The sequence below is a fragment of the Campylobacter jejuni genome (assembly GCF_001457695.1).
Classification (GTDB): Bacteria; Campylobacterota; Campylobacteria; order Campylobacterales; family Campylobacteraceae; genus Campylobacter_D; species Campylobacter_D jejuni.
This window is the reverse complement of record NZ_LN831025.1, coordinates 252,195-276,277: the sequence shown is the minus strand read 5'-3', so window position 1 is coordinate 276,277 and position 24,083 is coordinate 252,195. Positions and strand designations below refer to the sequence as shown.

Sequence of the window (24,083 nt, the reverse complement as noted above, 5' to 3'; positions counted from 1 at the left end):
GCTAAACAGTTCTTTATAATATTTTAACCACTAATCGCTAGATATTTTCTAGCAACCCTTCTCTTATTTTAATATTTTTAATTTTTCCTGAAAAAATAAAATCTAAAATTTATAAAATTAAGATAATTTTCATAAATTTCCTTTTCTCATTAAAAAGTTTTTTAAAATTTGCCCTTCTTTTGAGACTTCATTTTCTCTAATAACCTCAAAGCCATTTTTTAAAAAGAAGGGTTTTACGCTTAAAGAAGCAAAAACATAAAGTTCTTTGTAAGAGTATTTTTTTAACACAAAATCAAGCAACTCTTTAGCCAAACCAAGTCTTGTAAATTTAGGGTGAGTAAAAAGCAAATCAAGCATTTTCTCATCTTCTTTTAAACTTATAAAACTTGCAATTTCTCCTTGTTTTTCATAGATATAAATAAAATCTTTTATGAATTTTTCTTCCCATTTTTTCTTATCTATCTTAATCCAAGCTTCGATTTGATCTTGAGTGTATTCTTTAACGCAAAGCTTACTCACACTTTCTTTGAAAAGTTTTATGCAAGGGATTAAATCTTGAAATTCAACTCTTCTTATCGAGTATTTTTCTCATTGCTAAACTTGCCAAAGCTAAACCAAAAGAAGCCGTTACACCCATAAAAGAACCTAAATCTTTACAATGTGCTTCTTCATCAGAAAAAACTACATCAAAATTTCCATTAAAGCCTGATTTTCTAAGCTCATAACGAAATTTTTTCGCTAAAGCATCGCCGTGAGTTTTAAAAATACTTGTAGTTTTAATGCGTGTTGGATCAAGCTTTCTAGCTCCACCTGTTGAAGAGATAAAAATTTGTTTTTTAAAATCTATAAGATGAGCCAAAGCTACTTTTGCAGGGATATCATCAATGGCATCTATGATAAGATCAAACTCGCTTAAATCAAAATTTTTTAAAAAATCTTCATCGATTTTGCTGACTATACCTTTAGCCTTATAAATTCTTTCAAATACTTTAGCCTTTTCTTCGCCTATATTTTCGCTATGAATTTGGCGATTTTGATTAGTGATTTCAAATTTATCCGCATCGATTAAAGTAAGGTTTTTAAAACCACTACGATAAAGCGCATCAACGCAAATTCCACCCACTCCACCAAGTCCGCAAACCAAAACTTTTGTTTGTGAAATTTTTTGAAATTTTTCTTCTCCAACTAGCCATTTTATACGTGTAAATCTATCATTCATCATTTGCCTTTAACCATTTTTTAACTTTTTTCATTCTTTCATAAGCTGTAAGATCCAGCATTATAGGGGTTATTGTAGCGTAGCCTTTTTTAAGTAAGGCAATATCGCTATTTTTCTCATCTTCAAAGTCTAAATTCGCCGCTGCAAGCCAATAATACTCAACTCCTCGTGGATTGACATTTGAGTGGGCTTTAAAATTATAAACCCTTTTGCCTGCTTTACAAATTTTAATACCTTTGATTTTTGATTTTGCAGGAAAATTGATATTTAAAAATTCTTTTTTTTTCAAAGGAAAACCTTTATCAAAAATATTTTGAATGATTTTTTTGGTAATTTTTAAAGCATTTTTATAGTCTAGTTCTTTTTCGCTTTTTTTATAAAATTGAGAAAGAGCGATAGCAGGAATTCCTTGTAAAACCGCCTCCATAGCTCCTGCACAAGTTCCTGAATAGGTAATATCTTCGCCTACATTTGCTCCTTTGTTTATTCCACTGATTACAAGATCGGGCAAGCGTGTTTTATAAAGTGCGTGAAGTGCAAGATAAACACAATCTGCTGGCGTGCCATCATCAAGTTTGTAAAATCTTTTTCCTACTTTAACAAAACGCAAAGGTTTGGTTAGGGTTATGGAGTGTGAACAAGCTGATTTTTCACTAGCGGGAGCTACTATGGTGATCTTGGCTTTAAATTCTTTTTTTAACATCTTAATGAGTTTTTTAAGTCCTTCGCTTTCATAGCCATCGTCATTAGTAATAAGAATTTCTTTCATTGTCTTCCTTACAAAAGATAAAATTTGGATTTTAACATATTTTTTTAAAGCTTCATAGTATAAAAATTTTAATTTTAAATTATATAAATTTCGTATTATTTTTAATTATTTTTTTATTTTATATCGATTAATATTATTTAAACTATAAAAATATAAAGTTAGTAAGGAGGGTTTAAATATGTTTGATTTTTTCAAGCCTAAGGCAAAAGCTATTAAATTTCCTAAAGAGGAAATTTTACCTAGATATTACAAAATGAGAACTTGGAGTTTAAGTGGGGTTTTATAGGATATATGGGATATTATCTTGTACGAAATAATATCACTCTTTCAACTCCATTTATACAAAATCAACTTGATCTCAGTAAATCAGACATCGGAACAATCACAGGCTCAATGCTTATAGCTTACGGGATTAGCAAAGGTGCAATGAGCGTTATAAGCGATAAAGCTGATCCCAAAAAAATATATGGCTTTAGGTCTTATTTTATGTGCTCTTGTAAATGTTTTACTTGGTTTTTCAAATTCTTTTTACGCTTATGTAGGTTTTGTTATCTCGCTTGGGTTTTTCAAGGTATGGGAGTGGATCCTTCTTTTATCACTCTTGCAAACTGGTATCCTAAAAAAAGAGCGGGGAATTTACACGGCTGTTTGGAATATCTCACATAATATAGGAGGCGAGATAGTTGCTCCTATAGTTTCACTTTCAGGTTTTGCTTTGGCAGCATTATTGGGTGTGAGTATGGCGGATTTTAATGAAACATATTGGCACATGAATCATTTTTATGTTCCTGCTGTTTGTGCAGTTATCATTAGTCTTTATGTGCTTTATGCAGTTAAAGGAAGTCTAAAAATGAAGGTTTGGTTGATATTACTGAAATCAATGAAATGCGAGGGATTAAAACAGAAGAAATCAAAACTGTAGAAAGTCCAAATTTAAGCAGTTTTGAAATTTTTTATCGTTATGTGCTTAAAAATAAAAATGCTTGGTATGTGGATTGGATGGATACTTTTGTTTATATGGTGCGTTTTGGGCTTATTTCTTGGCTTCCTATTTACTTACTAGAAACAAAAGGCTTTAATAAAGAACAAATGGGTATTGCCTTTTGGCTTTTTGAATGGGCTGCCATACCTTCTACTTTACTTGCAGGATATATTTCAGATAAAATTTTTAAAGGCTATAGAATGCCTCCTGCTATAGGTGCTATAGTGATTATTTTCTTTATGATTATTGGATATTTTACTTCAAATAATCTTTATATGATTACTTTCTTTGCAGCTATGGCGGGGTATTTGGTCTATATACCACAATTTTTAGCAAGTGTGCAAACTATGGAAGTCGTTCCTGCTTTTGCAGTAGGATCTTGTGTAGGACTTCGTGGTTTTATGAGTTATATAGTCGGCGCTTCACTTGGAACAAAGGCTTATAGGTTGGGCTGTGGATTACTATGGTAGTTGGAATGCTGGTCTTATCATGCTCCTTAGTGCTCAAAAGAAGTATCAATAACATAACTTTTGCTTGTAAAAATACCAAGCAAAAGTTAGATTTTAATAATATTTTTATTATTTATTAACATATAGTTCTAAAATCTCACCTGCAATCAATAAAAATTTATCATGAAAAGAAACACTATTAAAAAAATTATTACTTTATTTGGTGCATGCGCCTTAGCTTTTAGTATAGCAAATGCGGATATAAATCTTTACGGACGAGGTGACCCACACACTGCCTTACAAAGATATGGCAAGCAAATATAGCGAAAAAACAGGCGTTAAAGTAAATGTAAATTTTGACTCTCAAGCGACTTGGTTTGAAAAGGCTAAAAAAGATGCAGATATTTTATTTGGCGCTTCAGATCAATCGGCTTTAGCTATAGCGAGTGATTTTGGAAAAGATTTTAATGTGAGTAAAATCAAGCCTTTGTATTTTAGAGAAGCTATCATACTTACTCAAAAAGGCAATCCTTTAAAAATCAAAGGTTTAAAAGATTTGGCCAATAAAAAAGTAAGAATCGTTGTGCCTGAAGGTGCTCGAAAGAGCAATACTTCTGGAACTGGAGTTTAGGAAGATATGATAGGCAGAACCCAAGATATAAAAACCATACAAAATTTTAGAAACAATATCGTAGCTTTTGTTCCAAATAGTGGAAGTGCAAGAAAGCTTTTCGCACAAGATCAAGCCGATGCTTGGATCACTTGGATTGACTGATCAAAAAGCAATTCTGACATAGGAACTGTCGTAGCTATAGAAAAAGACTTGGTTGTTTATAGAACTTTAATGTGGTAGCCAAGGAAGGTGCGAGCAAAGAAACACAAGATTTTATTGCTTATTTAAGTTCTAAGGAAGCTAAAGAAATTTTTAAAAAATACGGCTGGAGAGAATAAACCTTCATACACGCTTTTTAGCGTGTATTCTTCCATAACTTCTTTTAATTAAGCCAAAATAAGATAAAATGTTTAAAATATTTTATCGGAAAATGTGAATGATTTTTGAAAAACAAGAGTATCAAGTTAAGTGCATAGATAATATTATCACACTTTTAAAGAATTTTGATTTCAAAAGACAAGATAATTTAAAAGAGTGCTTAAAAGAATTCTATAAAAGCACTTTTTTGCCAATGCAAAATATAAGCGATAAATTAAATTTAGATATTTTAATGGAAACAGGCACGGGCAAAACTTTTACTTATTTAAATTTAATTTTTGAACTTCACAAAATTTATAAACAAAATAAATTTATTATCTTTGTTCCAAGAAAAGCAATTTTAGAAAGCGTAAGGCAAAATATAGAACTTACGAAAACTTATTTTTATTCTGAATATCAAAAATATTTAAAGGCTTATTATTATTCAGATAGCAAAAGTCAAAATGCTATTATCAATCACTATATTAGCAATAAAAATGAGCTTTCAATACTAGTTCTAACGAATAGTGCTATTGATAAAAAAACCAATTTGCTTAATCAACAAAATGAAAGTTTATTTAAAAGTTTATCTGAATTCAAAAGCGTTTTTGAAAATATCATAGATTTAAAACCTATTAGTATTATTGATGAGCCTCATTTACTTAAAGGAAAGGCTTTTAATGAATATTTTTCAAAAATAAATTCACTTTATTTTCGCTTTGGGGCGACTTTTCCAAAAGAAAAAGATTATGAACTTAGCAATATGATCTATTGTCTTGATTCTATATCTGCTTTTAAAGAATATCTTGTAAAACAAGTCAAAGTACATACTTTAGGAGCAAATACAAACAATATTTTTCTTAAAGAGTATAAAAATAAAAAAGCAATTTTTACCTATACTTTAAATGGCATAGAAAGAGAAGAAACAATAAAGTTACAAGATAGTTTTTCTCTTTTAAATAATGCCATTTTAACGCAAGTAAAGGATAATAAAGCTTATTTTAATGATGAAACTATTATCGAGAAAAAAGAAAGTTATGTTTTAAACAATGATGAAATTAAAGAACTTTTAAAAAAAGCGATTGACTTGCATTTTGAAAAGGAAGAAAAACTTTTTAAAAAAGGTATCAAAGCTTTAAGTTTGTTTTTTATCTCGAACATCACAGATTTTAGGGGCGAAAGTCCTTTTATTAAAAATACTTTTGAAGAACTTTACAAAGAAAAACGCAAGGAAATTTTAAAGCTAAATTTAGATGTTCGATACAAAGAATATTTAGAAAAAGACTTTGATGAAGCAGGAAATTTAAGAGTTCATCAAGGCTATTTTAGTGGTGATAAAGGAAGTCCTGATGAAAAAGAAGCTAATGGAGTAAAGCTTATTTTAGAAGAAAAAGAAAAATTACTTTCTTTTGATACTTCTTTGCGTTTTATTTTCAGCGTTTGGGCTTTGCAAGAAGGCTGGGATAATCCAAATATTTTTACTTTAACCAAACTTTCAAATTCATCTTCGCAAATTAGCATTCATCAACAAGTGGGGCGTGGCTTAAGGCTTTGTGTCAATGATAAAGGTAAGAGAATTACGCATAATTATTTAGATTTTGATGACAATCAATTTTATGATATTAATTATCTTGATATTTTAGTGAGTGCAAGAGAAGTTGATTATATAGAAAATTTGCAAAAAGAAGTTTTAGATTCTAGTTTTAGATTTGATAGTCAAACACTAGAAAAAAACTTTCTTGAGAATTTACTCAATGTAGATTTAGCTAGTGATTTAATTTATCTTTTAAAAAAATCAAAATTAATTTCTTTTAACGAAGAACAAAATAATTATAAAATCTTATCTCCTATATATGAAAGTATAAAGGATAATGAAGAGTTTAAAGAACTTTTAGGCGATAAATTTGATAAATTCTTAAATATATTTAAAGAAAATTCAAACAACACGCATAAGCAAATCATCGATGCTAAAAATCAAGATAATAAAGTCAAAATAAGAACGCATTTAGCCAAAGATTTTAAAGAGCTTTGGGAAAAAATTAATAAAAAAGCACAAATAATTTATCAAAACATAAACGAACAAAATATTATAGATGAAGTTATACTAGCTTTTAATGCTTTAAATATAGAAAAAGAACGCGTGTATTATGAAAGAAAACTTTTTGACGCTAAGCAAAATTCTATCATCACTGAAGAAATTAAAACCTTGGAAGAAATTGATTATAAAAAAAGCCTTTACCAAGAAATACAAAATTTGCTTTTAAATTTCAGTAAAGATAAAAAATTTCCTTTAGTATTTTTGCTAAAAATTTATGAAAAACTTGATAAAACTAAATTTGAAAACTCTCCAAAAAAAGCTTTTAATAGCCTAAAAAACATCATCAAAGATAAAATTCATCATAGTTTATTACACTCTATAAATTATGAATTTTCTCTTCATGCTTTTTCAAATTCTTATGAAAATTTGATAGAAAATGGTGAATTTAAAGAAAGTATCGCTATGCAAAAATTAGGGCGTTACAAAGATGATGAAGAACCGGCTAAAAATTATCTTTATGAAAGTGTGATTTATGATTCTAATATAGAAAAAGAAATCATCAAAGAAAATCATGAAATTATCGAAACTAAAACGATAAAAGTTTTTGCCAAATTACCAAAACTTAGCATCCCTACACCTTATAAAAACTATGAACCTGATTTTGCTTATTTTTTAGAAGATCAAAAGGGTAAAAAAATCTTTTTTGTATGCGAAAGCAAAGGCTATGATAAAGAAAGCGATATCGCATTAAATGAAAGAAAAAAGATAGATTATGCTAGAGTGTTTTTTCAAAAATTAGATGAGAATTTAAAAGATGAAAATATAAAAATTATTTTTAACACAAGGATAAATAAACAAAAATTAATTCATTGTATCAATGAAGTTTTAAAGGAAAATAATGCTTGATATAAATAAAATCAAAAAAGAAAATTTAATCAATACAAAAGAAAATAAAAATGAACTTTTAGAGTATTTAAAGCTAAATTTCCCACAAAGCATAAAAGATGGACAAGTCGATTTAAAGGCTATTGCTATGCTTTTAGGCTTAAATAATAAAGAAATTAGAGGTTATGAGTTAAGTTTCACAGGCAAAGCTTTAGCAAATGCTCTTTACGATACTCCAAATACTAAAGAATTAAAATTTCATAAGAGTTTAAGCAAAGATAGCCAAAGCACTAAAAATGCTATCATAAAAGGGGATAATCTTCATGCCTTAAAACTTTTAAAATCCGCTTACTATGAAAAAATAAAAATGATTTATATCGATCCGCCTTACAATACTAAAAATGATAAATTTATTTATAATGATGATTTTGTAAAAGAGCATAAAAAACTTTTAATAGAAGTTGGACTTTTAGAAATCACAGAAGAAGGTGAAGAAATCAGAAGTGAAATTTTAAATTTCTTTATCAATGCTAAAGGCGACAGAAGTCATAGTGCATGGCTTGGCTTTATGCTACCACGCCTTAAACTTGCTAGAGATTTACTAAGAGAAGATGGAGTGATATTTATAAGCATTGATGATAATGAACAAGCAAATTTAAAGATTCTTTGTGATGAGATTTTTGGGGAAGAGAATTTTGTGGCAAATATTGTTTGGCATAAAAAAGATAATGCTTCATTTTTAGGTAAAAATATTGTAGATTTAATTGAATATATTTTAATTTATAGAAAAAGTGAAACTTTTGAAGGTACAAGAGATGCACTTATTGATCCAAAAGGTCATAGAGAGTTAATTATAAAATCATCTAATGTAAGTGAAAGAATTTTAGATAAAAATTTTTGTATATTTGAAAATGGAAAATTTAATGGTTTATTAAAAAGGGGTGAGTATGGATCAAAACAATTTAATATAGAAATTTTAAAAGATGTAGAGATAACAAATGGAATTGCTAAAGATGATATTCAAATTAAAGGTAGATTTTGCTGGTCTCAACAAAAAATTGATGATGAGATAAAACAAGGTGGAAAAATTGAAATTAAATCTATAAAAGGAATGAAACCTATATTTTATAAAAATTTTGGCAAAGACATCCCCTTCCGTCCTATGCGAAATTTATTAAGCAAAAAAATAGAAGAGGATGTTTATACAAATAATGATGCTGCAGAAGAGATTAAAAAAATTTTTGAACTCCCGATTTTTAACTATTCAAAACCTTCAAAATTAATTAAAAAATTTATAAAAAATGTTACTAAAAACGATGATATTATCCTAGACTTTTTTGCAGGTAGTGGCACGACAGCACAAGCAGTAATGGAACTCAACGCGGAAGATAATGGAAATCGTAAATTTATTCTAGTGCAACTTGATGAAAAAATTGATGAGAATAAAAGCAAAATCGCTTATGATTTTTGTAAAAATGAACTAGGAAGCGAAAACCCAGTTATTAGCGATATAACCATAGAAAGAGTTAAAAGAGCGGGTGAGAAAATTTTAAAAGAAAATGTGGATAAAAATTTAGATTTAGGCTTTAAAGTATTTTCTCTTGTAGAAAAACCAGAACTAACAAAAGATGAATTAAACACTTTAAATTTAAAATATCATGAAAATTTAAGCCCTTATGAGAAAGCTTTAAATTTAGCCTTGCTAAATGGTAAGACTTTAGACAAAGACTTAAAAATGATTTTAAAAGATAAACTTTATGAGTGCGAAGATTGTTTTTATATAGTAAATTGCGATGATGAAGTTTTAGAATTTTTAAGAAAAACACAAAATGAAAATGTGTACATTAATGGATATGATGATATAAATTTAGAAGATTATTTAAATCTTGAAAGCTTTTTAAAAGAACGCTTGAAAATGGTGTATTAAGGAGAGAAAATGATAAATAGTATTGAAATTAAAAATTTTAAAGGCATAAAAGATTTAAAGCTTGAAGATTTTTCAAAAATAAATTTTTTTGTAGGCAAAGCAAATACTGGTAAAACTTCTATTTTAGAAGCTTTGTATGCTTTTTTACTAAAAAATCCAAATGATATTATTCAGCTTTTAGATGTCAGAAAAATACATGTAGATGATGATGCTTTTCAAAGCTTTTTTTATGATTATGATTTAAATAAAAAACCATTGATTGAAAGTGATAAAAATAAATTAAAAATTGATTGTGATAAAAATATAAGCTACACAAATGTTCCTTTTGATAAACAAGATAATTTAATAACAGAAACTAGCCGTGGCATCAATGAGATTAATTTTATTTATGAAAATTTTCAAGGAGTTGAAACTACTTTTAATATTAAAAAAACTTTTCCAAATCCAGGACAAATTCAATTTCAACAAACTATGAATTTGCGACCAAATAAAAATAAAGAAATAAAAATTTCTATGACACTAAGTGTAGATTTTATTTATCAAAATAGTTTTTATGATAAAAATTTAATCAATCATCTTAGTTTAATTTTATCAGATAAACAAAAAAGAGAAGAATTAAAAAGAATTTGCAAAGAATTTTCAGATGATATAGAAGAACTTTCTTTTATTGATGGAAAAATTGTAACTCAAAAATCAAATTTAAATCACACTATAAATTTTAAACTTTTAGGTGAGGGTTTTAAAAAGTATATTGCTATTCGTGCTTCGATTTTATCTGGAAAAAAATATATTTTAATAGATGAGCTAGAAAATGGTCTTCATTATGAAGGTATTGAAAAATTATTAAATGCCATTTTAAAGACAAATAATGATGTGCAGTTTTTCATTACTACACATAATTTGGAATTGTTACAAAAATTAAGTGAAATTTTATATAGAGAAAAAAATGAAAAAGTATCAGTGTTTAATATATATGAGAACAAAAACAAACAAATAAAAAGTGTTAAATTAACACAAGAAGAACTTATAAGTAATATAGAAAATAATAATGAAATAAGGGATTAATAATGGTAATTTTTGTTGAAGGATTAAATGATGAAGAGTTTTTAAAAGGTTATTTAGATTATTTATCAACTCGATTTAAAAAGACTATTAATTTTAAAATTATAGAAGTTGGTGGAAACAAAAAACTTAAAAGTAATAAGGATATTAAAAAATACAAAAATGATATAAGAGAAGTTGAAAAGGTTAAAATAATTTTTGATGCAGATAATGATTTGGAAGCAGCAAGAGAAAATATTAAAGAGCAATTAGGAGATGAACTTTTCGACAAATGTGAAATTTTTTTAATTCCAAATAATAAAGATAGAGGAAATTTAGAAACTTTAATAGAAAATATTGCCAAAGAAGAGTGTGTATTAAAATGCTTTGATCATTACACAGAATGCTTAAAAACATTGCAAGAGAAAAATCAAAATATAAAATTACCAGCAAAAAAGTCTAAAGTTTATGCATATAATCATAGTTTTGGTTATAAAAATGGTGATAAAAATTATATAATAGATAATAGATATTTTAATTTAGAAAGTGAGTATTTAAATTCTTTAAAAGAATTTTTATTAAAATGAAAACCTTTTTAGTTTGTGCTTTAGAGCCTTCAGCAAATTTGCATTTAAAAGAAGTTTTAAAAGCTTATAAAAAAGACTTTGGCGAATTTGAACTTTATGGAATTTATGATGAGAGTTTGTGTCAAGAATTTACCTTAAATTCCAAGCCCTTGTATAGTTCGCATGAATTTAGTGCTATGGGTTTTATAGAAGTTTTGCCTTTGATTTTTAAAGCAAAAGAAGCTATAAAAAAACTTGTAAATTTAAGTTTTACTCAAAAAATAAATGGGATTTTATGTATAGATTCGCCCGCTTTTAACATACCTTTTGCTAAGGCTTTAAAAAAAGCAGGCAGTAAAATTCCACGCATTTATTATATCTTGCCTCAAGTTTGGGCGTGGAAAAAAGGTCGCATACCTATCATAGAAAGTCATTTTGATATTTTAGCTTCTATTTTGCCCTTTGATAATCAGTTTTTTAACAAAAGCACCTATATAGGCCATCCGCTTTTAGATGAAATAAAAGAATTTAAAAATCAAGAAGACATTAATCATACATTTTCAAAAAAAGATGATGAAAAAACTATAGCCTTTTTACCAGGTTCAAGGCGTAGTGAAATTAAGCGTTTAATGCCTATTTTTAAAGAACTTTCTCAAAAATTTAAGGGTGAAAAAATTCTTTGCGTTCCCTCGTTTAATCTTGAAAAATTAGAAATTTATGGTGATATTAGCGAATTTAAGATAGAAAGTAACACTCCAAAAGTGCTTAAAAAAGCTGATTTTGCCTTTATTTGTAGTGGAACAGCTACTTTAGAAGCAGCTTTAGTGGGAACTCCTTTTGTTCTTGCTTATAAGGCAAAGGCTATCGATATTTTTATCGCAAAACTTTTTGTAAAATTAAAACACATAGGACTTGCAAATATTTTTTGTGATTTCGCTGGAAAAGAAGCCTTAAATCCTGAATTTTTACAAAATAAAGTCAATGTTTTAAATTTATATGAAGCTTACAATAAATATGATTATAAGGCATTTTTTGCTAAAGTTGATTTTTTAAAAGAATATTTACAATTTGGAAGTGCTAAAAATTTAGCAAAAATCCTAAGCGAAATATAAAAGGATAAATCATGCAAAAAGAACCAATGAGTCAATTTGGCTATGATAAGTTAGCCGCAGAATTAAAAGATTTAAAAGACAATCAACGCCCTGCCGTTGTAATAGAAATCGATACAGCAAGGAGTCATGGGGATTTGAAAGAAAATGCGGAATACCATGCTGCAAGAGAAAAACAAGCTTTGATAGAAAGTCGTATTGCAGAGCTTAGTGACTTGCTAGCAAGAGCTCAAGTGATCGATCCTTCAAGCTATGAACACGATAGTGTGAAATTTGGTTCAAGTGTTGTGATCATGGATTTGGATACAGAAAAAGAAAATAAATATACTCTAGTAGGAATTTGCGAAGGAGATTTAGATAAGGGTTATATTTCCATCGCATCTCCAATAGCAAAAGCTATGCTTGGGAAAAAAGAAGGAGATGATTTTAAAGTGCGTTTGCCAAAAGGTGAGAGTGAATTTGAAATCCTTTCTATAAATTATGAGCCTTTGAAATTTTAAGGATAAAAAATTTTACTACAAAATGGAGCGATTTTAATCGCGGATGCTCATGAAAATGAACAAAGAAAGGAATTTTGGGAATTTTTACAAACCTTAAAGAAAGGTAAAATTTCCACCCCTCAACTCATACTTATGGGTGATATTTTCGATTTGCTTATAGGCGAAATCTCTGCTACACATGAATTTGCTAAACCTTACATAGAACTTTTAGAAGAATTGGCCTTAAAAATTGAAATTATCTACTTAGAAGGCAATCATGATTTTAATCTTTCTTGTTTTTTTAAAAGGGTAAAAATTTTTAACTTACAAGAGCAGCCCATAAAGCTTAATTTGCATACAAGTAAAAGTAATAATCTTGTTTTAAATAATGCTTTTATAAAATTAGCTCACGGAGATATTTTTTTACCACCTCTTTTACAATTTACTCTTAAAACATTAAGAAATCATTATTTGCTTATATTTTTGAATTTTTTAAATATTATTACTTGTAATTTTATTTCAAATAAAATTCTTCAAAATCAAAACAAAAAAAACCTTTTTTATCAAATAAAAGATTTTGAAAATTTAGCGAAAAAAAGATATGAAAGATATGAAAATTTAGGATTTTGGGTATGTGAAGGACACTATCATCAAAATCATCAAATCAACAAAGAAAACATTAAATATCTTAACTTAGCTAGTTTTGCATATGAGAGAAGTTTTTTTGTAGTAGAATATCAGCAAGAAATCAAATTTCGAGAACAGAAATTGAGGGGTCAAAATGTTTGATGAAAATATCGTGAAAACGGGTTCAAATGAAATGGAGCTTGTCGATTTCCGTATCTTTAAGCAAGGACACGATAAAGTCTATGAAGGAATTTATGGTGTAAATGTTTCTAAGGTAAGGGAGATTATAAAAATGCCAAGCCTTACAGAACTTCCAGGTGTACCTGATTACATCGAAGGTATCTTTGATCTTCGTGGAGTGGTTATACCTGTAGTCAATCTTGCCAAATGGATGCAAATCACTGAGCCAGAAAGCACTATGCTAAAACCTAGAGTTATTATTACTGAATTTAGCAATATTCTTATTGGTTTTATAGTTCACGAAGCAAAAAGAATTCGTAGAATAAACTGGAAAGATATAGAACCAGCAACTTTTTCTACAAGATCAGGTGCTTTAGATAAAGGTAAAATCACAGGTGTAACACGCATTGAAAATGATGAAGTGTTGCTAATTTTAGATCTTGAAAGTGTTGTTGAAGATTTAGGAATTTACGCTCCAAAAACAGATATAGATTTTGGAAAAATAGAAAAATTTACTGGAACAGCACTTATACTTGATGACAGCATGACTGCTAGAAAACGCGTCAAAGAAATGATGCAACAGATGGGCTTTCAAATTGTTGAAGCTAAGGACGGCGTAGAGGGCATAAACAAATTAGAAGAATTAAGCCAAGTTTATGGTGAAAGTTTAAATGATACTTTAAAAATTATAGTAAGCGATGTCGAAATGCCACAAATGGATGGTTTCCACTTTGCTGCACGCATTAAAGAAGATCCAAGATTTAAAGATATTCCTATAGTCTTTAACTCGTCTTTATCAAATGAATTTATGAATGAGAAAGGTGTTCAAGAAGCTGGTGGAGAAGGCTATCTTGTCAAATTTAACGCTAGCGATTTCTTCAATGAAATTGCAAAGGTTATTAAAAAACATCAATCTCAAGAACAGGGGTAAAATATGGAAGATATGCAAGAAATACTTGAAGACTTTTTGGTTGAAGCTTTTGAGCTTGTTGAGCAAATCGACCATGATTTAGTAGAGCTTGAATCAAATCCAGAAGATTTAGAATTATTAAATAGAATTTTCCGTGTTGCACATACGGTTAAAGGATCATCAAGTTTCTTAAATTTTGATGTTTTAACAAAGTTAACTCACCACATGGAAGATGTTTTAAACAAAGCAAGACATGGCGAGTTAAAAATAACTCCAGATATCATGGATGTGGTTTTAGAGTCTATTGATAGAATGAAAACTTTGCTTAATTCCATTCGTGATAATGGCAACGATACTGCTATTGGTATGGATATAGAACCAATTTGCGCAAGATTAACAGCTATTTCAGAGGGAGAGTCTCCTGTTGCGGCAACAGATTCAAATGAAAAATCTACTCCACAAACAGAACCAGAAGCACCAAAACAAGAAATAGCTACTCCAGAACCTGAAGTAGATGTTAATCAATTAAGTGATTCTGAAGTTGAAGCTGAAATAGAAAGACTTTTAAAAGTTAGAAAAGCTGAAGATCAAGCTCGTCGTGCACAAAAGAAACAAACAACAAATGCGGCACCTAAACCGACTAACAATACAGCAAATAAACCTGCGGAAAGTGGAGAGAAAAAAGTTCCTGCTTCAGGTAGCAATGCTAGCAGTATGGATCAAACCATACGCGTGGAGGTAAAAAGATTAGATCACTTAATGAATCTAATTGGGGAGCTTGTTTTAGGTAAAAACCGTTTGCTTAAAATTTACGATGATGTTGAAGAGCGTTATGAAGGAGAAAAATTCCTTGAAGAACTTAATCAGGTTGTAAGTCAATTAAGTATTATTACAACTGATGTTCAGCTTGCTGTAATGAAAACAAGAATGCAACCTATAGCAAAAGTTTTCAATAAATTCCCAAGAGTTGTTCGTGATTTGAGTCGTGAATTAGGAAAGCAAATAGAACTTGAAATTACAGGTGAAGAAACTGAACTTGATAAATCTATTGTAGAAGAAATTGGCGATCCTATCATGCATATGATTAGAAATTCATGTGATCATGGTGTTGAGGATCCAGCAACTCGTGCAGCGAATGGAAAACCTGAAAAAGGTATAGTCCAACTTAAAGCTTATAATGAGGGCAATCACATCGTTGTAGAAATTACAGATGACGGTAAAGGACTTGATCCAAATGGCTTAAAAGCAAAAGCTATAGAGAAAAATTTGATTACCGAAAGAGAAGCAGATCAAATGACAGACAAAGAAGCTTTTGCTTTGATTTTCAAGCCTGGTTTTTCAACTGCGGCTAAAGTAACAAATGTTTCAGGTCGTGGTGTAGGAATGGATGTTGTTAAAACCAACATCGAAAAACTTAATGGGGTAATTGAAATTGATAGTGAGTTAGGTAAAGGAAGTTCATTTAAACTTAAAATTCCTCTTACCTTGGCAATCATTCAATCTTTACTTGTAGGAACTCAAGAGGAATTCTATGCAATTCCACTTGCAAGCGTTCTTGAAACAGTTAGAGTGCCAATTGATGATATCTATACTATCGAAGGTAAAAATGTATTACGCTTAAGAGATGAAGTGCTTTCTCTTGTGAGACTTTCAGATGTATTTGGAGTTAAACAAGTCCTTGAAAGCGGTGATCAAACTTATGTCGTTGTTATAGGGGTAGCAGAAAGCAAGCTTGGTATTATAGTAGATACTCTTGTAGGACAAGAAGAAATAGTTATTAAATCTATGGGTGATTATTTACAAAATATCCAAGGTATAGCAGGAGCTACAATCCGTGGTGATGGTAGAGTGACATTAATCATTGATGTAGGTGCTATGATGGATATGGCCAAAGAAATTAAAGTTGATATTAAAGCGCAATTAGAATCAAGTGCCAAAAAACCTAAAGAACAACCAAGTGACTATAAAGTCTTAATTGTAGATGATTCTAAAATGGATAGAACTTTAATGCAAAAAGCTTTAGAACCACTAGGAATTAGTTTAGTTGAAGCAACAAATGGTGTTGAAGCATTGAATATTATAAAATCTGGCGAACATGATATTGATGCAATGCTTATAGATATCGAAATGCCAAGAATGGATGGATATACCTTAGCTGGTGAAATTAGAAAGTATTCTAAATATCGTAACCTACCATTGATAGCAGTTACTTCAAGAACAAGTAAAACTGACCGCTTAAGAGGTGTTGAAGTGGGTATGACTGAATATATCACTAAACCTTATTCTCCAGAATACTTGGAAAATGTGGTTAGAAAAAATTTGAAACTAGGATAAGAATATGAGTAATGAAAAATTAGAGCAAATTTTGCAAAAACAGCAAACTCAGATGGCTGGTCCTGATGTCGATCAAAGAGAAGATGATATCATCCAACTTGTCGGCTTTGTAGTTGGAGATGAGGAATATGCGATTCCAATTCTTAATATACAAGAAATCATCAAACCTATAGAATATACTAGAGTTCCTAGTGTACCTGATTATGTTCTAGGGGTTTTTAATATGCGTGGTAATGTTATGCCGCTCATTGATCTAGCTCAACGCTTTCATTTAGGAAGTTCTAAAATGACACCTCAAACAAGATATATTGTTTTAAGAGGTGAGACAAATGGAACTGGAGTTGGAGGAAATGCTGGTTTTGTTATAGATAGATTAACTGAAGCAATTAAAATTCACAGAAACAGAATCGATCCACCACCTGAAACTTTAGTTAAGGACAAAGGTATGATTTATGGTATAGGAAAAAGAGATGAAAATATCTTAACTATACTCAAAGTAGAAGCTTTACTTAAGCGCGAATTTTAATGATTAAACTTTGTGTTTTTGACTTTGACGCTACTTTAATGGATGGTGAAACCATCGATATTTTAGCTACAGCACATGGCAAGGGTAATCAAACAAGCGAAATTACCCGCCATGCCATGGCTGGAGAGCTTGATTTTTTCGAAAGTCTTCAAAAACGAGTAAGCCTTTTAAAAGGTATGTCTTATAAAAAAGTTTTAGAATTAAGTAGCACACTTCCACTAATGCATGGAGCACATGAACTTATCCAATATTTAAAATCTAAAAACATACAAATTGTTATTTTTAGCGGTGGTTTTCATGAAGGCATAGATCCTGCTATGCAAAAACTTGGAATTAACCTCGGTTTTGCAAATTATCTGCATCATAAAAATGACATTTTAACAGGGCTAGTTGGTGGGGAAATGATGTTTTCAAATTCAAAAGGCTTGATGCTACAACGATTAAAAAGCTTTTTAAATTTGAAAACAGATGAAGTGATGTGTGTTGGCGATGGGGCAAATGATTTGGCAATGTTTAACGAAAGTGGATTAAAGATTGCATTTTGTGCTAAAGAAATTTTACGTTCCAAAGCTGATATTTGCATAGATATAAAAGACTTAAAAGAAATAATAAAGGTAATATAATGAAAAATTTTTCTCTTTGGTGTGATTTTATAGAAAATAGTTTTTTAGATAATGAATTTTTAAATTTATTATCACATGGAATTAATGGTGCTACTTCAAATCCTGCTATTTTTAAAAATGCTATTTTAAATTCTCCAATTTATAAAGATAAAATTCTTAAATTAAAAGGAAAAAAAACAAAAGATATTTATGAAGAATTAGCAATTTCTGATATTCAAAAAGCAGCTGATAAATTAGCTCCTCTTTTTTATCAAAAAAATGATGGATTTATAAGTATTGAAATAGATCCAAGACTTCATGATAACACGACTCTTAGTTTAGGCGAAGCTAAAAGACTTTATAGTGCTATTAGCAAAGAAAATGTAATGATTAAAATACCAGCTACAAAAGCTTCTTATGAAGTAATGTATGAACTTATGAAAAATGGTATTAGCGTCAATGCTACCTTAATTTTTTCTCTTGAACAAAGTCAAAAATGTTTTGAAGCTTTAAATGCAGGTTTATTCGAATTTAGAAAAAACAATATAGCCTTAAAAGAACAAAATACTAGAACACCACAAGCTGTTATAAGTATTTTTGTAAGTCGTTTTGATAGACTTTTAAATCCTAAAGCCAAAGAGCAAAATCGTATTGGAATTTTAAATGCAAATTTAGCTTATAACAATATCTACTCAAAAAATGAACCTAATATTCGCGCCTTGTTTGCAAGCACTGGAGTTAAAGGAGATGATCTGCCAAAAGACTATTATATCAAAGAACTTCTTTTTGAGAATTCTGTTAATACTGCTCCTCTTGATGCAATAGAGGCATTTAAAGGAAAAATGGATTTTAAAAAACCTTTAATGAATTTTGAAATTTATACAGAACTTAATCAAATCATTTCTCAAAGCGAACGAGAAAAAGCTTGCAATGATTTATTAAGCGATGGCATAGAGCAATTTTGTATTGCTTTTGAAGATATTTTAAAAGCTCTTTAATTAACGTATTTTTATCATTTTATTCTTTGAAAGTTTTAATATTTTTGATGGGATATTTTCGAAAAAATTCTCATCAAGTATTATATCAGCAACACTTCTAGCCCATTCTTCATCAAATTCTTTTCCATGCTTATTTGCCGAAGATGAATAAAAATAGCCATTTTTACTTAAAAAATTCGCATGTTTACACTCTTTCACAATGCGAATGGCCTGATTATTTGGATAAATAAAAGTTGTTTTTTTAGAACGACGTACTAAATTTTTAAAAGATTTTGGAATTCTTGCTAAACTTTTTAACTCGCAAAATTTCGCAGAAGTGATTAAGCAAGGTTGATTTTCATCTCTGTTCTTTAAGGCATTTATTTTCTTTAAATCCTTGCTTAAAAACCCTGCAGTAGTATCGGTTTGTGCAAGATAAATCATTTACTATTTAAAATAAACTCTATAATTTGTAAAACATCATATCGATGATTGTTACTTAAAATTCCAAAAATTTTCAACATTTCTAAAAAAATATTTATATTATTTCGACTAATCTCTAAATATCCCTTTTCCTTACTTTCAATACATCTATTTAAAAAATTTCTTTCTCCATTAATATTTTTAAGCAAATGAACAGGAAAACAAAAATACAACATTCCTTGAACTCCGATGGCTCTTTGTTTTTCTTTTATTATAATTTCACTTAAAAACTCATTATTGTTAAATTGATACACCAACAAAGGATAAGAAACATAAGATTCTAAAAAATTAATCCCAGCTACTTGTTTCTGCGTAAAATTAGTCCTATTAATTTTCATTTTATCTTCTATCAATTCTTCATTATTCTCTAAAAAATTTTTAATGCCAAATAAATTTTCTTTCAAAATGATATTATGTTTAAAAAATTGAAAAATAATATCACTAAGTTCATAAAGTTTTTTATCTTTTCCATTTGCACCTATAAAATTTCCATCATTTTTTCCTGCAACCATATCATATCCTATTTGCCATTCTACATAATGTTTAACATTGATGTTAATTTTTGTGGGAGCTACAGGGAGTCCATAATCATTAAAAGTACTTCTTTGTTTTATTCTAATTTTTCCTGCAACAGAAGTTAAAGGCAACTCATAATCAATTTTAAAATTCATTTTATCCCTTCTTTATGGTTAAAAAGATTATAAAAATAATCCTTAATTTTATTTTCATTATAAGATTTCTCATAAAAATAATTTAAAAACTCATCTTCTATTTTTAAAAAATTATGATGATTAATAAATATATCTAAATTCCCAAAATAATAGGGCAATAAATAAGAATATTTTTTAAAAAAATGTATATAAACATAATATTTTAAATTATCTTCAAAAACTTTAATAGAGTTAGAATTTTGATATAACATAAAAGTCTGATTACGCTTCAAAGCATTAATATCCCTTAAAGTATGAAAATAGGCAATAGCCTTTCTTGTATCTTTTTGATTAGGATACTTTGGAACATAATTAGCAATACTATCATAATTCTTCAAAATAAATTCATTTCCTTCTATAGTTTTAAAAGTATAATTTTTTATATATTCATAATTCATACCTTGGCTGTCTCTTTTATAAAAAGCAATGATAATAGGAAAAAAAGTGTTAGACTTTGGAGTAAAAATTTCAGATGAAACAATTAAACCATCAATTAATTTATAAGTATTTTTAAATTTAGCCAAAGCATTAAAATTTGTCTTTTTAATTAAATATGATAATGGATGTAAAATGCAAATAAATTCTGGTTTTAAAATTTCATACGATCTTAAAAAAGAAATTCCCAAATCCCTATAAATCAATGTTTTATCACAATAAAAAAGCTCTTTTTTGATATTTGAACGAATAATTGAAGTTTTATCATTATAGGGTGGGTTACCTATAATGATAAGTTTATCATCGTTGCTAAGATTAAATTTTTTCCTATCTACATTTACCAAAGAATTTGTATGAATGATTCTTGCATTCTTCACTTGACTAAGTGCAATTTTATCAATATCGCAACCAATATAATCCAAATCCTTAATAAAAAAATCACCATAACCACAAGAACTATCTAAAAAAATATAATCATTTAAGTTATCAACCCATTTTTCCAATAATTTATAAACATTATTAACAAGAAAAATAGGAGTGTAATAACTTCCTAAATTAATCATTATTTCTCTGTTAAGATGGTTTTGCATCAATACTAGTCCTTTAAATATTCTTGCAAACTCTTGATTTCTAAATAGCTTTTATTCTGTATAGCTTTAATCGATTTTGCACCTGCTAAAGCTGATCGTAAATTTGTAAAATAAGGTATTTTAAAACGAATGATATTTTCACGAATTTTTTTCGTATCACCTTTAAAACTGTGACTATCGCTTGTATTGATAACTAAGTGAATTTCCCCATTTTTCAATTTATCTTCAACATTGGGGCGTCCTTCTGAAATTTTATGTACAAGTTCGCACTCAAAACCACTTTCTAAAATTTCCTTACAAGTTCCCCCTGTTGCCATAAGCTTAAAGCCAAGCTTTACATATTCTGCGGCGATTTTTTTGGTATATTTTTTATCCTTATCTTTTAAGGAGATAAATACCACGCCTTGCTCTGGAAGATGATTAAACGATGCGATTTGACTTTTTGCGTAAGAATTTGCAAAATCCTTGCTTATACCCATAACTTCACCCGTTGAACGCATTTCAGGACCTAATTCTAAATCGCTTCCGCTAAGTTTTGCAAATGGAAATACTGCTTCTTTTACGCTCATATATTTTGGAGTTTTAGGGCGTAAAATTTTAGCATCAAAATTTACCACTTTGAAAGTATCATAAAATTTCAAAGCTTCTTTTAAATTTCCTTGCCACATCACACGCGTTGCTACTTTTGCCAAAGGAACGCCTGTAGCTTTACTAACAAAAGGCACAGTACGACTAGCTCTAGGATTTACCTCTATCATATAAAGCTCATTATTATGTAAAGCAAATTGTATATTTAAAAGCCCTACAACTCCTAAATTTAAAGCAATATCTGCGGTTTTTTGTGCAATAAATTCTTGCATTTTTTCATCAATATTACAAGGTGGTAAAGAACAAGCACTATCACCTGAATGAATTCCTGCTTCTTCTATATGCTCCATAATTCCTGCCACATAAACATCTTTGCCATCACAAATCGCATCAACATCAATTTCTGTAGCATTGTCTAAAAACTGATCGATCAAAACAGGACTTTTATCGCTCACATCTACAGCTTCTTGCATATAGAGTCTAAGTTCGGCCTCATCATTTACCACACGCATCGCACGCCCACCTAAAACATAACTTGGTCTTACAAGCACAGGATATCCTATATCACTAGCTTTAAGCACTGCTTCTTCCACACTTGTTGCGGTAGAATTTTTTGGCTGATTAATGCCTAATTTTGTAATAAATTCGGCAAATTTCTTTCTATCTTCTGCCATATCAATTACTCTTGCACTAGTACCTATAATCTTAGCTCCAAAAGCGCTTAAACGCTTAGCAAATTTCAAAGGAGTTTGTCCACCAAAATGCACAATCACTCCATCAGGTTTTTCACGCTCAATCACCGCTCTTAAATGTTCAAAATCAATAGGCTCGAAATACAAAATATCACTTGTATCGTAGTCAGTCGAAACGGTTTCAGGATTACAATTATACATAATGGTTTTAATACCCATATCTTTAAGCGCAAAAGAAGCATGTACGCAAGCATAGTCAAATTCTATACCTTGTCCTATGCGGTTTGGCCCCCCACCTATAATCATCACTTTTTTTTCTTTTTTATCCTTAGCATCGTTTTTACTTTGAGTGAGTTCACTTATATTAATACTTGAATAAAGATAAGGAGTTAAGGCTTCAAATTCACCCGCACAAGTATCCACTTCACTAAATTCTGCAATGATTTTTTGCTTCATTCTTGCATAATAAATATCATTTTGGCTTAATTCTAAATTATCTTTCAAATTTACAAGCAAGGCTATCATTTTATCTGAAAAGCCCATAGTTTTTGCTTTTCTCAAAAGAGCTTTATTGTTTAAAATATCCATATCAATTTGCTCTTCAAAATCTACAATTTCTTTAATCTGTGTTAAAAACCAAGGATCTATTTTACAAAGCTCATAAAGTTCTTCTACGCTAAAACCTTCCCTAAAAGCTTGAGCAACATAAAGCAAACGCTTTTCGTTAGCGTTGCGAATTTTAAAGATAAGATCGTTTTTATCTTCAAATTTCACTCTATCAAAACCACTTAAATTTCTTTCCAAAGAACAAAGTGCTTTTTGTATACTTTCTTTAAAAGTGCGTCCTATAGCCATTACCTCACCCACGCTTTTCATGGCTGTGCCTAAAGTTGTATTGGCTCCTGGGAATTTTTCAAAAGTAAAACGAGGAATTTTTGTAACAATATAATCAATCACAGGTTCAAAAGATGCAGGCGTTCCTGTAATATCATTTTTTATCTCATCTAAGCTAAATCCTACTGCCAAAAGTGTCGCAACCTTTGCTATAGGATAACCCGTTGCTTTAGAAGCTAGGGCACTTGATCTTGAAACCCTTGGATTCATTTCAATAACTATCATTCTACCATTTATTGGATTGACAGCAAATTGCACATTTGATCCGCCCGTATCGACACCTATTTCACGCAAAATGGCAAAAGAGGCATTACGCATGACTTGGTATTCTTTATCAGTTAAAGTAAGAGCAGGTGCGACTGTGATACTATCTCCTGTATGTACCCCCATAGGATCAAGATTTTCTATACTACACACGATAATGCAATTATCATTCTTATCACGGATAACTTCCATTTCATACTCTTTCCATCCAAGCAAACTTTCTTCGATAAGAATTTCATGGATTGGCGAGAGTGCTAAAGCAGCATTAGCGAGTTCTTTAAATTCATCCATATTGTAAACCACACCACTTCCAGCACCGCCTAAGGTATAAGAAGCACGGATCATTAAAGGAAAGCCGATTTCATCCACAGCTTTTAGAGCTTCATCATAATTATACGCATACATAGATTTTGGTAAATCCATGTCGATTTTTTTCATACATTCTTTAAAAACTTGACGATCTTCGCCTTTTTTAATCGCTTCAGGGTTTGCACCTAAAAACTTCACATCGCCTAAAAGCCCACTTTCATAAACTTCCATAGCTACATTTAGAGCCACTTGTCCACCCATAGTTGGCAAAATGGCATCGATTTTTTCTTTTTTAATAATACTTAAAATACTTTCTTTTGTTATGGGTTCTATATAAGTCGCATCTGCAAATTCGGGATCTGTCATGATGGTTGCAGGATTTGAGTTGATTAATACTACACGATATCCTAATTCTTTTAAAGTCTTTGCGGCTTGAGTTCCAGAATAATCAAATTCACAAGCTTGTCCTATCACAATAGGACCACTTCCTATAAGTAAAATACTTTTAACATCTGTTCGTTTTGGCAT

Annotated in this window: 21 protein-coding genes and 1 pseudogene; 15 read left to right on the top strand and 7 right to left on the bottom strand. The window is 29.6% G+C overall.

Going from position 1 to position 24,083, the window contains the following annotated elements; genetic code table 11:
• Positions 1–129 precede the first annotated feature (129 nt).
• Genes AT682_RS01440 through surE form a run of 3 tightly spaced genes read right to left on the bottom strand, consistent with a single transcriptional unit; the run spans position 130 to position 1,988 of the window.
• Positions 130–576, bottom strand: coding sequence for a GNAT family N-acetyltransferase (locus tag AT682_RS01440; protein ID WP_032595398.1), 447 nt, complete (start codon positions 574–576; stop codon positions 130–132).
• Complete coding sequence (locus tag AT682_RS01435; protein WP_079263900.1) at positions 563–1,222, bottom strand: tRNA threonylcarbamoyladenosine dehydratase; 660 nt, start codon at positions 1,220–1,222, stop codon at positions 563–565. Before AT682_RS01435 ends, AT682_RS01440 begins: the two co-directional genes overlap by 14 nt.
• On the bottom strand, positions 1,212–1,988 hold the full coding sequence (surE, locus tag AT682_RS01430) for a 5'/3'-nucleotidase SurE (protein ID WP_002883837.1): 777 nt from the start codon (positions 1,986–1,988) through the stop codon (positions 1,212–1,214). The genes AT682_RS01435 and surE overlap by 11 nt, the downstream gene beginning before the upstream one ends.
• A gap of 291 nt (positions 1,989–2,279) precedes the next feature.
• Between surE and AT682_RS09730 the strand changes: the two genes are divergently transcribed.
• The 15 genes and pseudogenes from AT682_RS09730 (at position 2,280) to tal (ending at position 18,611) form a co-directional block, all read left to right on the top strand.
• Entirely contained in the window at positions 2,280–2,654 is a 375-nt protein-coding gene (locus tag AT682_RS09730) for an MFS transporter (protein WP_079263860.1), read from the top strand.
• A gap of 192 nt (positions 2,655–2,846) precedes the next feature.
• On the top strand, positions 2,847–3,440 hold the full coding sequence (locus AT682_RS09725) for an MFS transporter (RefSeq protein ID WP_050552831.1): 594 nt from the start codon (positions 2,847–2,849) through the stop codon (positions 3,438–3,440).
• Between the two features lie 177 nt (positions 3,441–3,617).
• A pseudogene (gene peb3, locus AT682_RS01415) lies at positions 3,618–4,370 on the top strand (AcfC family glycoprotein adhesin PEB3).
• Between the two features lie 98 nt (positions 4,371–4,468).
• Positions 4,469–7,333: a restriction endonuclease gene (locus tag AT682_RS01410; RefSeq protein WP_002882447.1), complete on the top strand. Its 2,865-nt coding sequence runs from the start codon at positions 4,469–4,471 to the stop codon at positions 7,331–7,333.
• The gene (locus AT682_RS01405; RefSeq protein ID WP_002882448.1) at positions 7,326–9,239 is read left to right on the top strand and encodes a site-specific DNA-methyltransferase; all 1,914 of its coding nucleotides are present in this window, start codon (positions 7,326–7,328) and stop codon (positions 9,237–9,239) included. The genes AT682_RS01410 and AT682_RS01405 overlap by 8 nt, the downstream gene beginning before the upstream one ends.
• Before the next feature lie 9 nt (positions 9,240–9,248).
• Positions 9,249–10,304, top strand: coding sequence for an AAA family ATPase (locus AT682_RS01400; protein ID WP_002868740.1), 1,056 nt, complete (start codon positions 9,249–9,251; stop codon positions 10,302–10,304).
• A 2-nt stretch (positions 10,305–10,306) separates the two neighbouring features.
• Positions 10,307–10,867: a DUF3226 domain-containing protein gene (locus AT682_RS01395; RefSeq protein ID WP_002868739.1), complete on the top strand. Its 561-nt coding sequence runs from the start codon at positions 10,307–10,309 to the stop codon at positions 10,865–10,867.
• Entirely contained in the window at positions 10,864–11,958 is a 1,095-nt protein-coding gene (gene lpxB / locus AT682_RS01390; protein WP_002868738.1) for a lipid-A-disaccharide synthase, read from the top strand. Before AT682_RS01395 ends, lpxB begins: the two co-directional genes overlap by 4 nt.
• Before the next feature lie 11 nt (positions 11,959–11,969).
• Positions 11,970–12,455 carry a transcription elongation factor GreA gene (gene greA, locus AT682_RS01385; protein WP_002868737.1) on the top strand — a complete coding sequence of 162 codons (486 nt, stop codon included), beginning with the start codon at positions 11,970–11,972 and terminating at the stop codon, positions 12,453–12,455.
• 9 nt (positions 12,456–12,464) lie between these two features.
• The gene (locus AT682_RS01380; RefSeq protein WP_329610713.1) at positions 12,465–13,223 is read left to right on the top strand and encodes a UDP-2,3-diacylglucosamine diphosphatase; all 759 of its coding nucleotides are present in this window, start codon (positions 12,465–12,467) and stop codon (positions 13,221–13,223) included.
• Complete coding sequence (gene cheV, locus AT682_RS01375; RefSeq protein WP_002868735.1) at positions 13,216–14,172, top strand: chemotaxis protein; 957 nt, start codon at positions 13,216–13,218, stop codon at positions 14,170–14,172. The genes AT682_RS01380 and cheV overlap by 8 nt, the downstream gene beginning before the upstream one ends.
• Before the next feature lie 3 nt (positions 14,173–14,175).
• Complete coding sequence (gene cheA / locus AT682_RS01370) at positions 14,176–16,485, top strand: hybrid sensor histidine kinase/response regulator (RefSeq protein ID WP_002854228.1); 2,310 nt, start codon at positions 14,176–14,178, stop codon at positions 16,483–16,485.
• A gap of 4 nt (positions 16,486–16,489) precedes the next feature.
• Positions 16,490–17,011: a chemotaxis protein CheW gene (cheW, locus tag AT682_RS01365; RefSeq protein WP_002826355.1), complete on the top strand. Its 522-nt coding sequence runs from the start codon at positions 16,490–16,492 to the stop codon at positions 17,009–17,011.
• Positions 17,011–17,634 carry a phosphoserine phosphatase SerB gene (serB, locus tag AT682_RS01360; protein ID WP_002868733.1) on the top strand — a complete coding sequence of 208 codons (624 nt, stop codon included), beginning with the start codon at positions 17,011–17,013 and terminating at the stop codon, positions 17,632–17,634. Before cheW ends, serB begins: the two co-directional genes overlap by 1 nt.
• Complete coding sequence (gene tal, locus AT682_RS01355) at positions 17,634–18,611, top strand: transaldolase (RefSeq protein ID WP_002854543.1); 978 nt, start codon at positions 17,634–17,636, stop codon at positions 18,609–18,611. Before serB ends, tal begins: the two co-directional genes overlap by 1 nt.
• On the opposite strand, the gene AT682_RS01350 is transcribed toward tal, so the two are convergent.
• From AT682_RS01350 to carB, 4 genes are read right to left on the bottom strand one after another with little or no spacing between them, the layout of a single operon-like run.
• Positions 18,612–19,034, bottom strand: coding sequence for a hypothetical protein (locus AT682_RS01350; RefSeq protein ID WP_002882450.1), 423 nt, complete (start codon positions 19,032–19,034; stop codon positions 18,612–18,614).
• A complete protein-coding gene (locus AT682_RS01345) occupies positions 19,031–19,744 on the bottom strand; it encodes a R.Pab1 family restriction endonuclease (RefSeq protein WP_002845699.1) in 714 nt (237 codons plus the stop codon). The genes AT682_RS01350 and AT682_RS01345 overlap by 4 nt, the downstream gene beginning before the upstream one ends.
• Complete coding sequence (locus AT682_RS01340) at positions 19,741–20,808, bottom strand: DNA methyltransferase family protein (RefSeq protein ID WP_002830207.1); 1,068 nt, start codon at positions 20,806–20,808, stop codon at positions 19,741–19,743. The genes AT682_RS01345 and AT682_RS01340 overlap by 4 nt, the downstream gene beginning before the upstream one ends.
• 5 nt (positions 20,809–20,813) lie before the next feature.
• Positions 20,814–24,083 (bottom strand): carbamoyl-phosphate synthase large subunit, encoded by a 3,270-nt coding sequence (carB, locus tag AT682_RS01335; protein WP_002882451.1) that lies wholly within the window; start codon positions 24,081–24,083, stop codon positions 20,814–20,816.

Coding starts and splice junctions, on each gene's coding strand:
- lpxB (WP_002868738.1), top strand. CDS start 10,864: ATGAAAACCTTTTTAGTTTGTGCTTTAGAGCCTTCAGCAAATTTGCAT.
- surE (WP_002883837.1), bottom strand. CDS start 1,988: ATGAAAGAAATTCTTATTACTAATGACGATGGCTATGAAAGCGAAGGA.
- AT682_RS01405 (WP_002882448.1), top strand. CDS start 7,326: ATGCTTGATATAAATAAAATCAAAAAAGAAAATTTAATCAATACAAAA.
- AT682_RS01410 (WP_002882447.1), top strand. CDS start 4,469: ATGATTTTTGAAAAACAAGAGTATCAAGTTAAGTGCATAGATAATATT.
- cheA (WP_002854228.1), top strand. CDS start 14,176: ATGGAAGATATGCAAGAAATACTTGAAGACTTTTTGGTTGAAGCTTTT.
- greA (WP_002868737.1), top strand. CDS start 11,970: ATGCAAAAAGAACCAATGAGTCAATTTGGCTATGATAAGTTAGCCGCA.
- AT682_RS01435 (WP_079263900.1), bottom strand. CDS start 1,222: ATGATGAATGATAGATTTACACGTATAAAATGGCTAGTTGGAGAAGAA.
- AT682_RS09730 (WP_079263860.1), top strand. CDS start 2,280: ATGGGATATTATCTTGTACGAAATAATATCACTCTTTCAACTCCATTT.
- AT682_RS01340 (WP_002830207.1), bottom strand. CDS start 20,808: ATGCAAAACCATCTTAACAGAGAAATAATGATTAATTTAGGAAGTTAT.
- AT682_RS01395 (WP_002868739.1), top strand. CDS start 10,307: ATGGTAATTTTTGTTGAAGGATTAAATGATGAAGAGTTTTTAAAAGGT.
- AT682_RS01350 (WP_002882450.1), bottom strand. CDS start 19,034: ATGATTTATCTTGCACAAACCGATACTACTGCAGGGTTTTTAAGCAAG.
- tal (WP_002854543.1), top strand. CDS start 17,634: ATGAAAAATTTTTCTCTTTGGTGTGATTTTATAGAAAATAGTTTTTTA.
- carB (WP_002882451.1), bottom strand. CDS start 24,083: ATGCCAAAACGAACAGATGTTAAAAGTATTTTACTTATAGGAAGTGGT.
- cheW (WP_002826355.1), top strand. CDS start 16,490: ATGAGTAATGAAAAATTAGAGCAAATTTTGCAAAAACAGCAAACTCAG.
- AT682_RS01345 (WP_002845699.1), bottom strand. CDS start 19,744: ATGAATTTTAAAATTGATTATGAGTTGCCTTTAACTTCTGTTGCAGGA.
- cheV (WP_002868735.1), top strand. CDS start 13,216: ATGTTTGATGAAAATATCGTGAAAACGGGTTCAAATGAAATGGAGCTT.
- AT682_RS01400 (WP_002868740.1), top strand. CDS start 9,249: ATGATAAATAGTATTGAAATTAAAAATTTTAAAGGCATAAAAGATTTA.
- serB (WP_002868733.1), top strand. CDS start 17,011: ATGATTAAACTTTGTGTTTTTGACTTTGACGCTACTTTAATGGATGGT.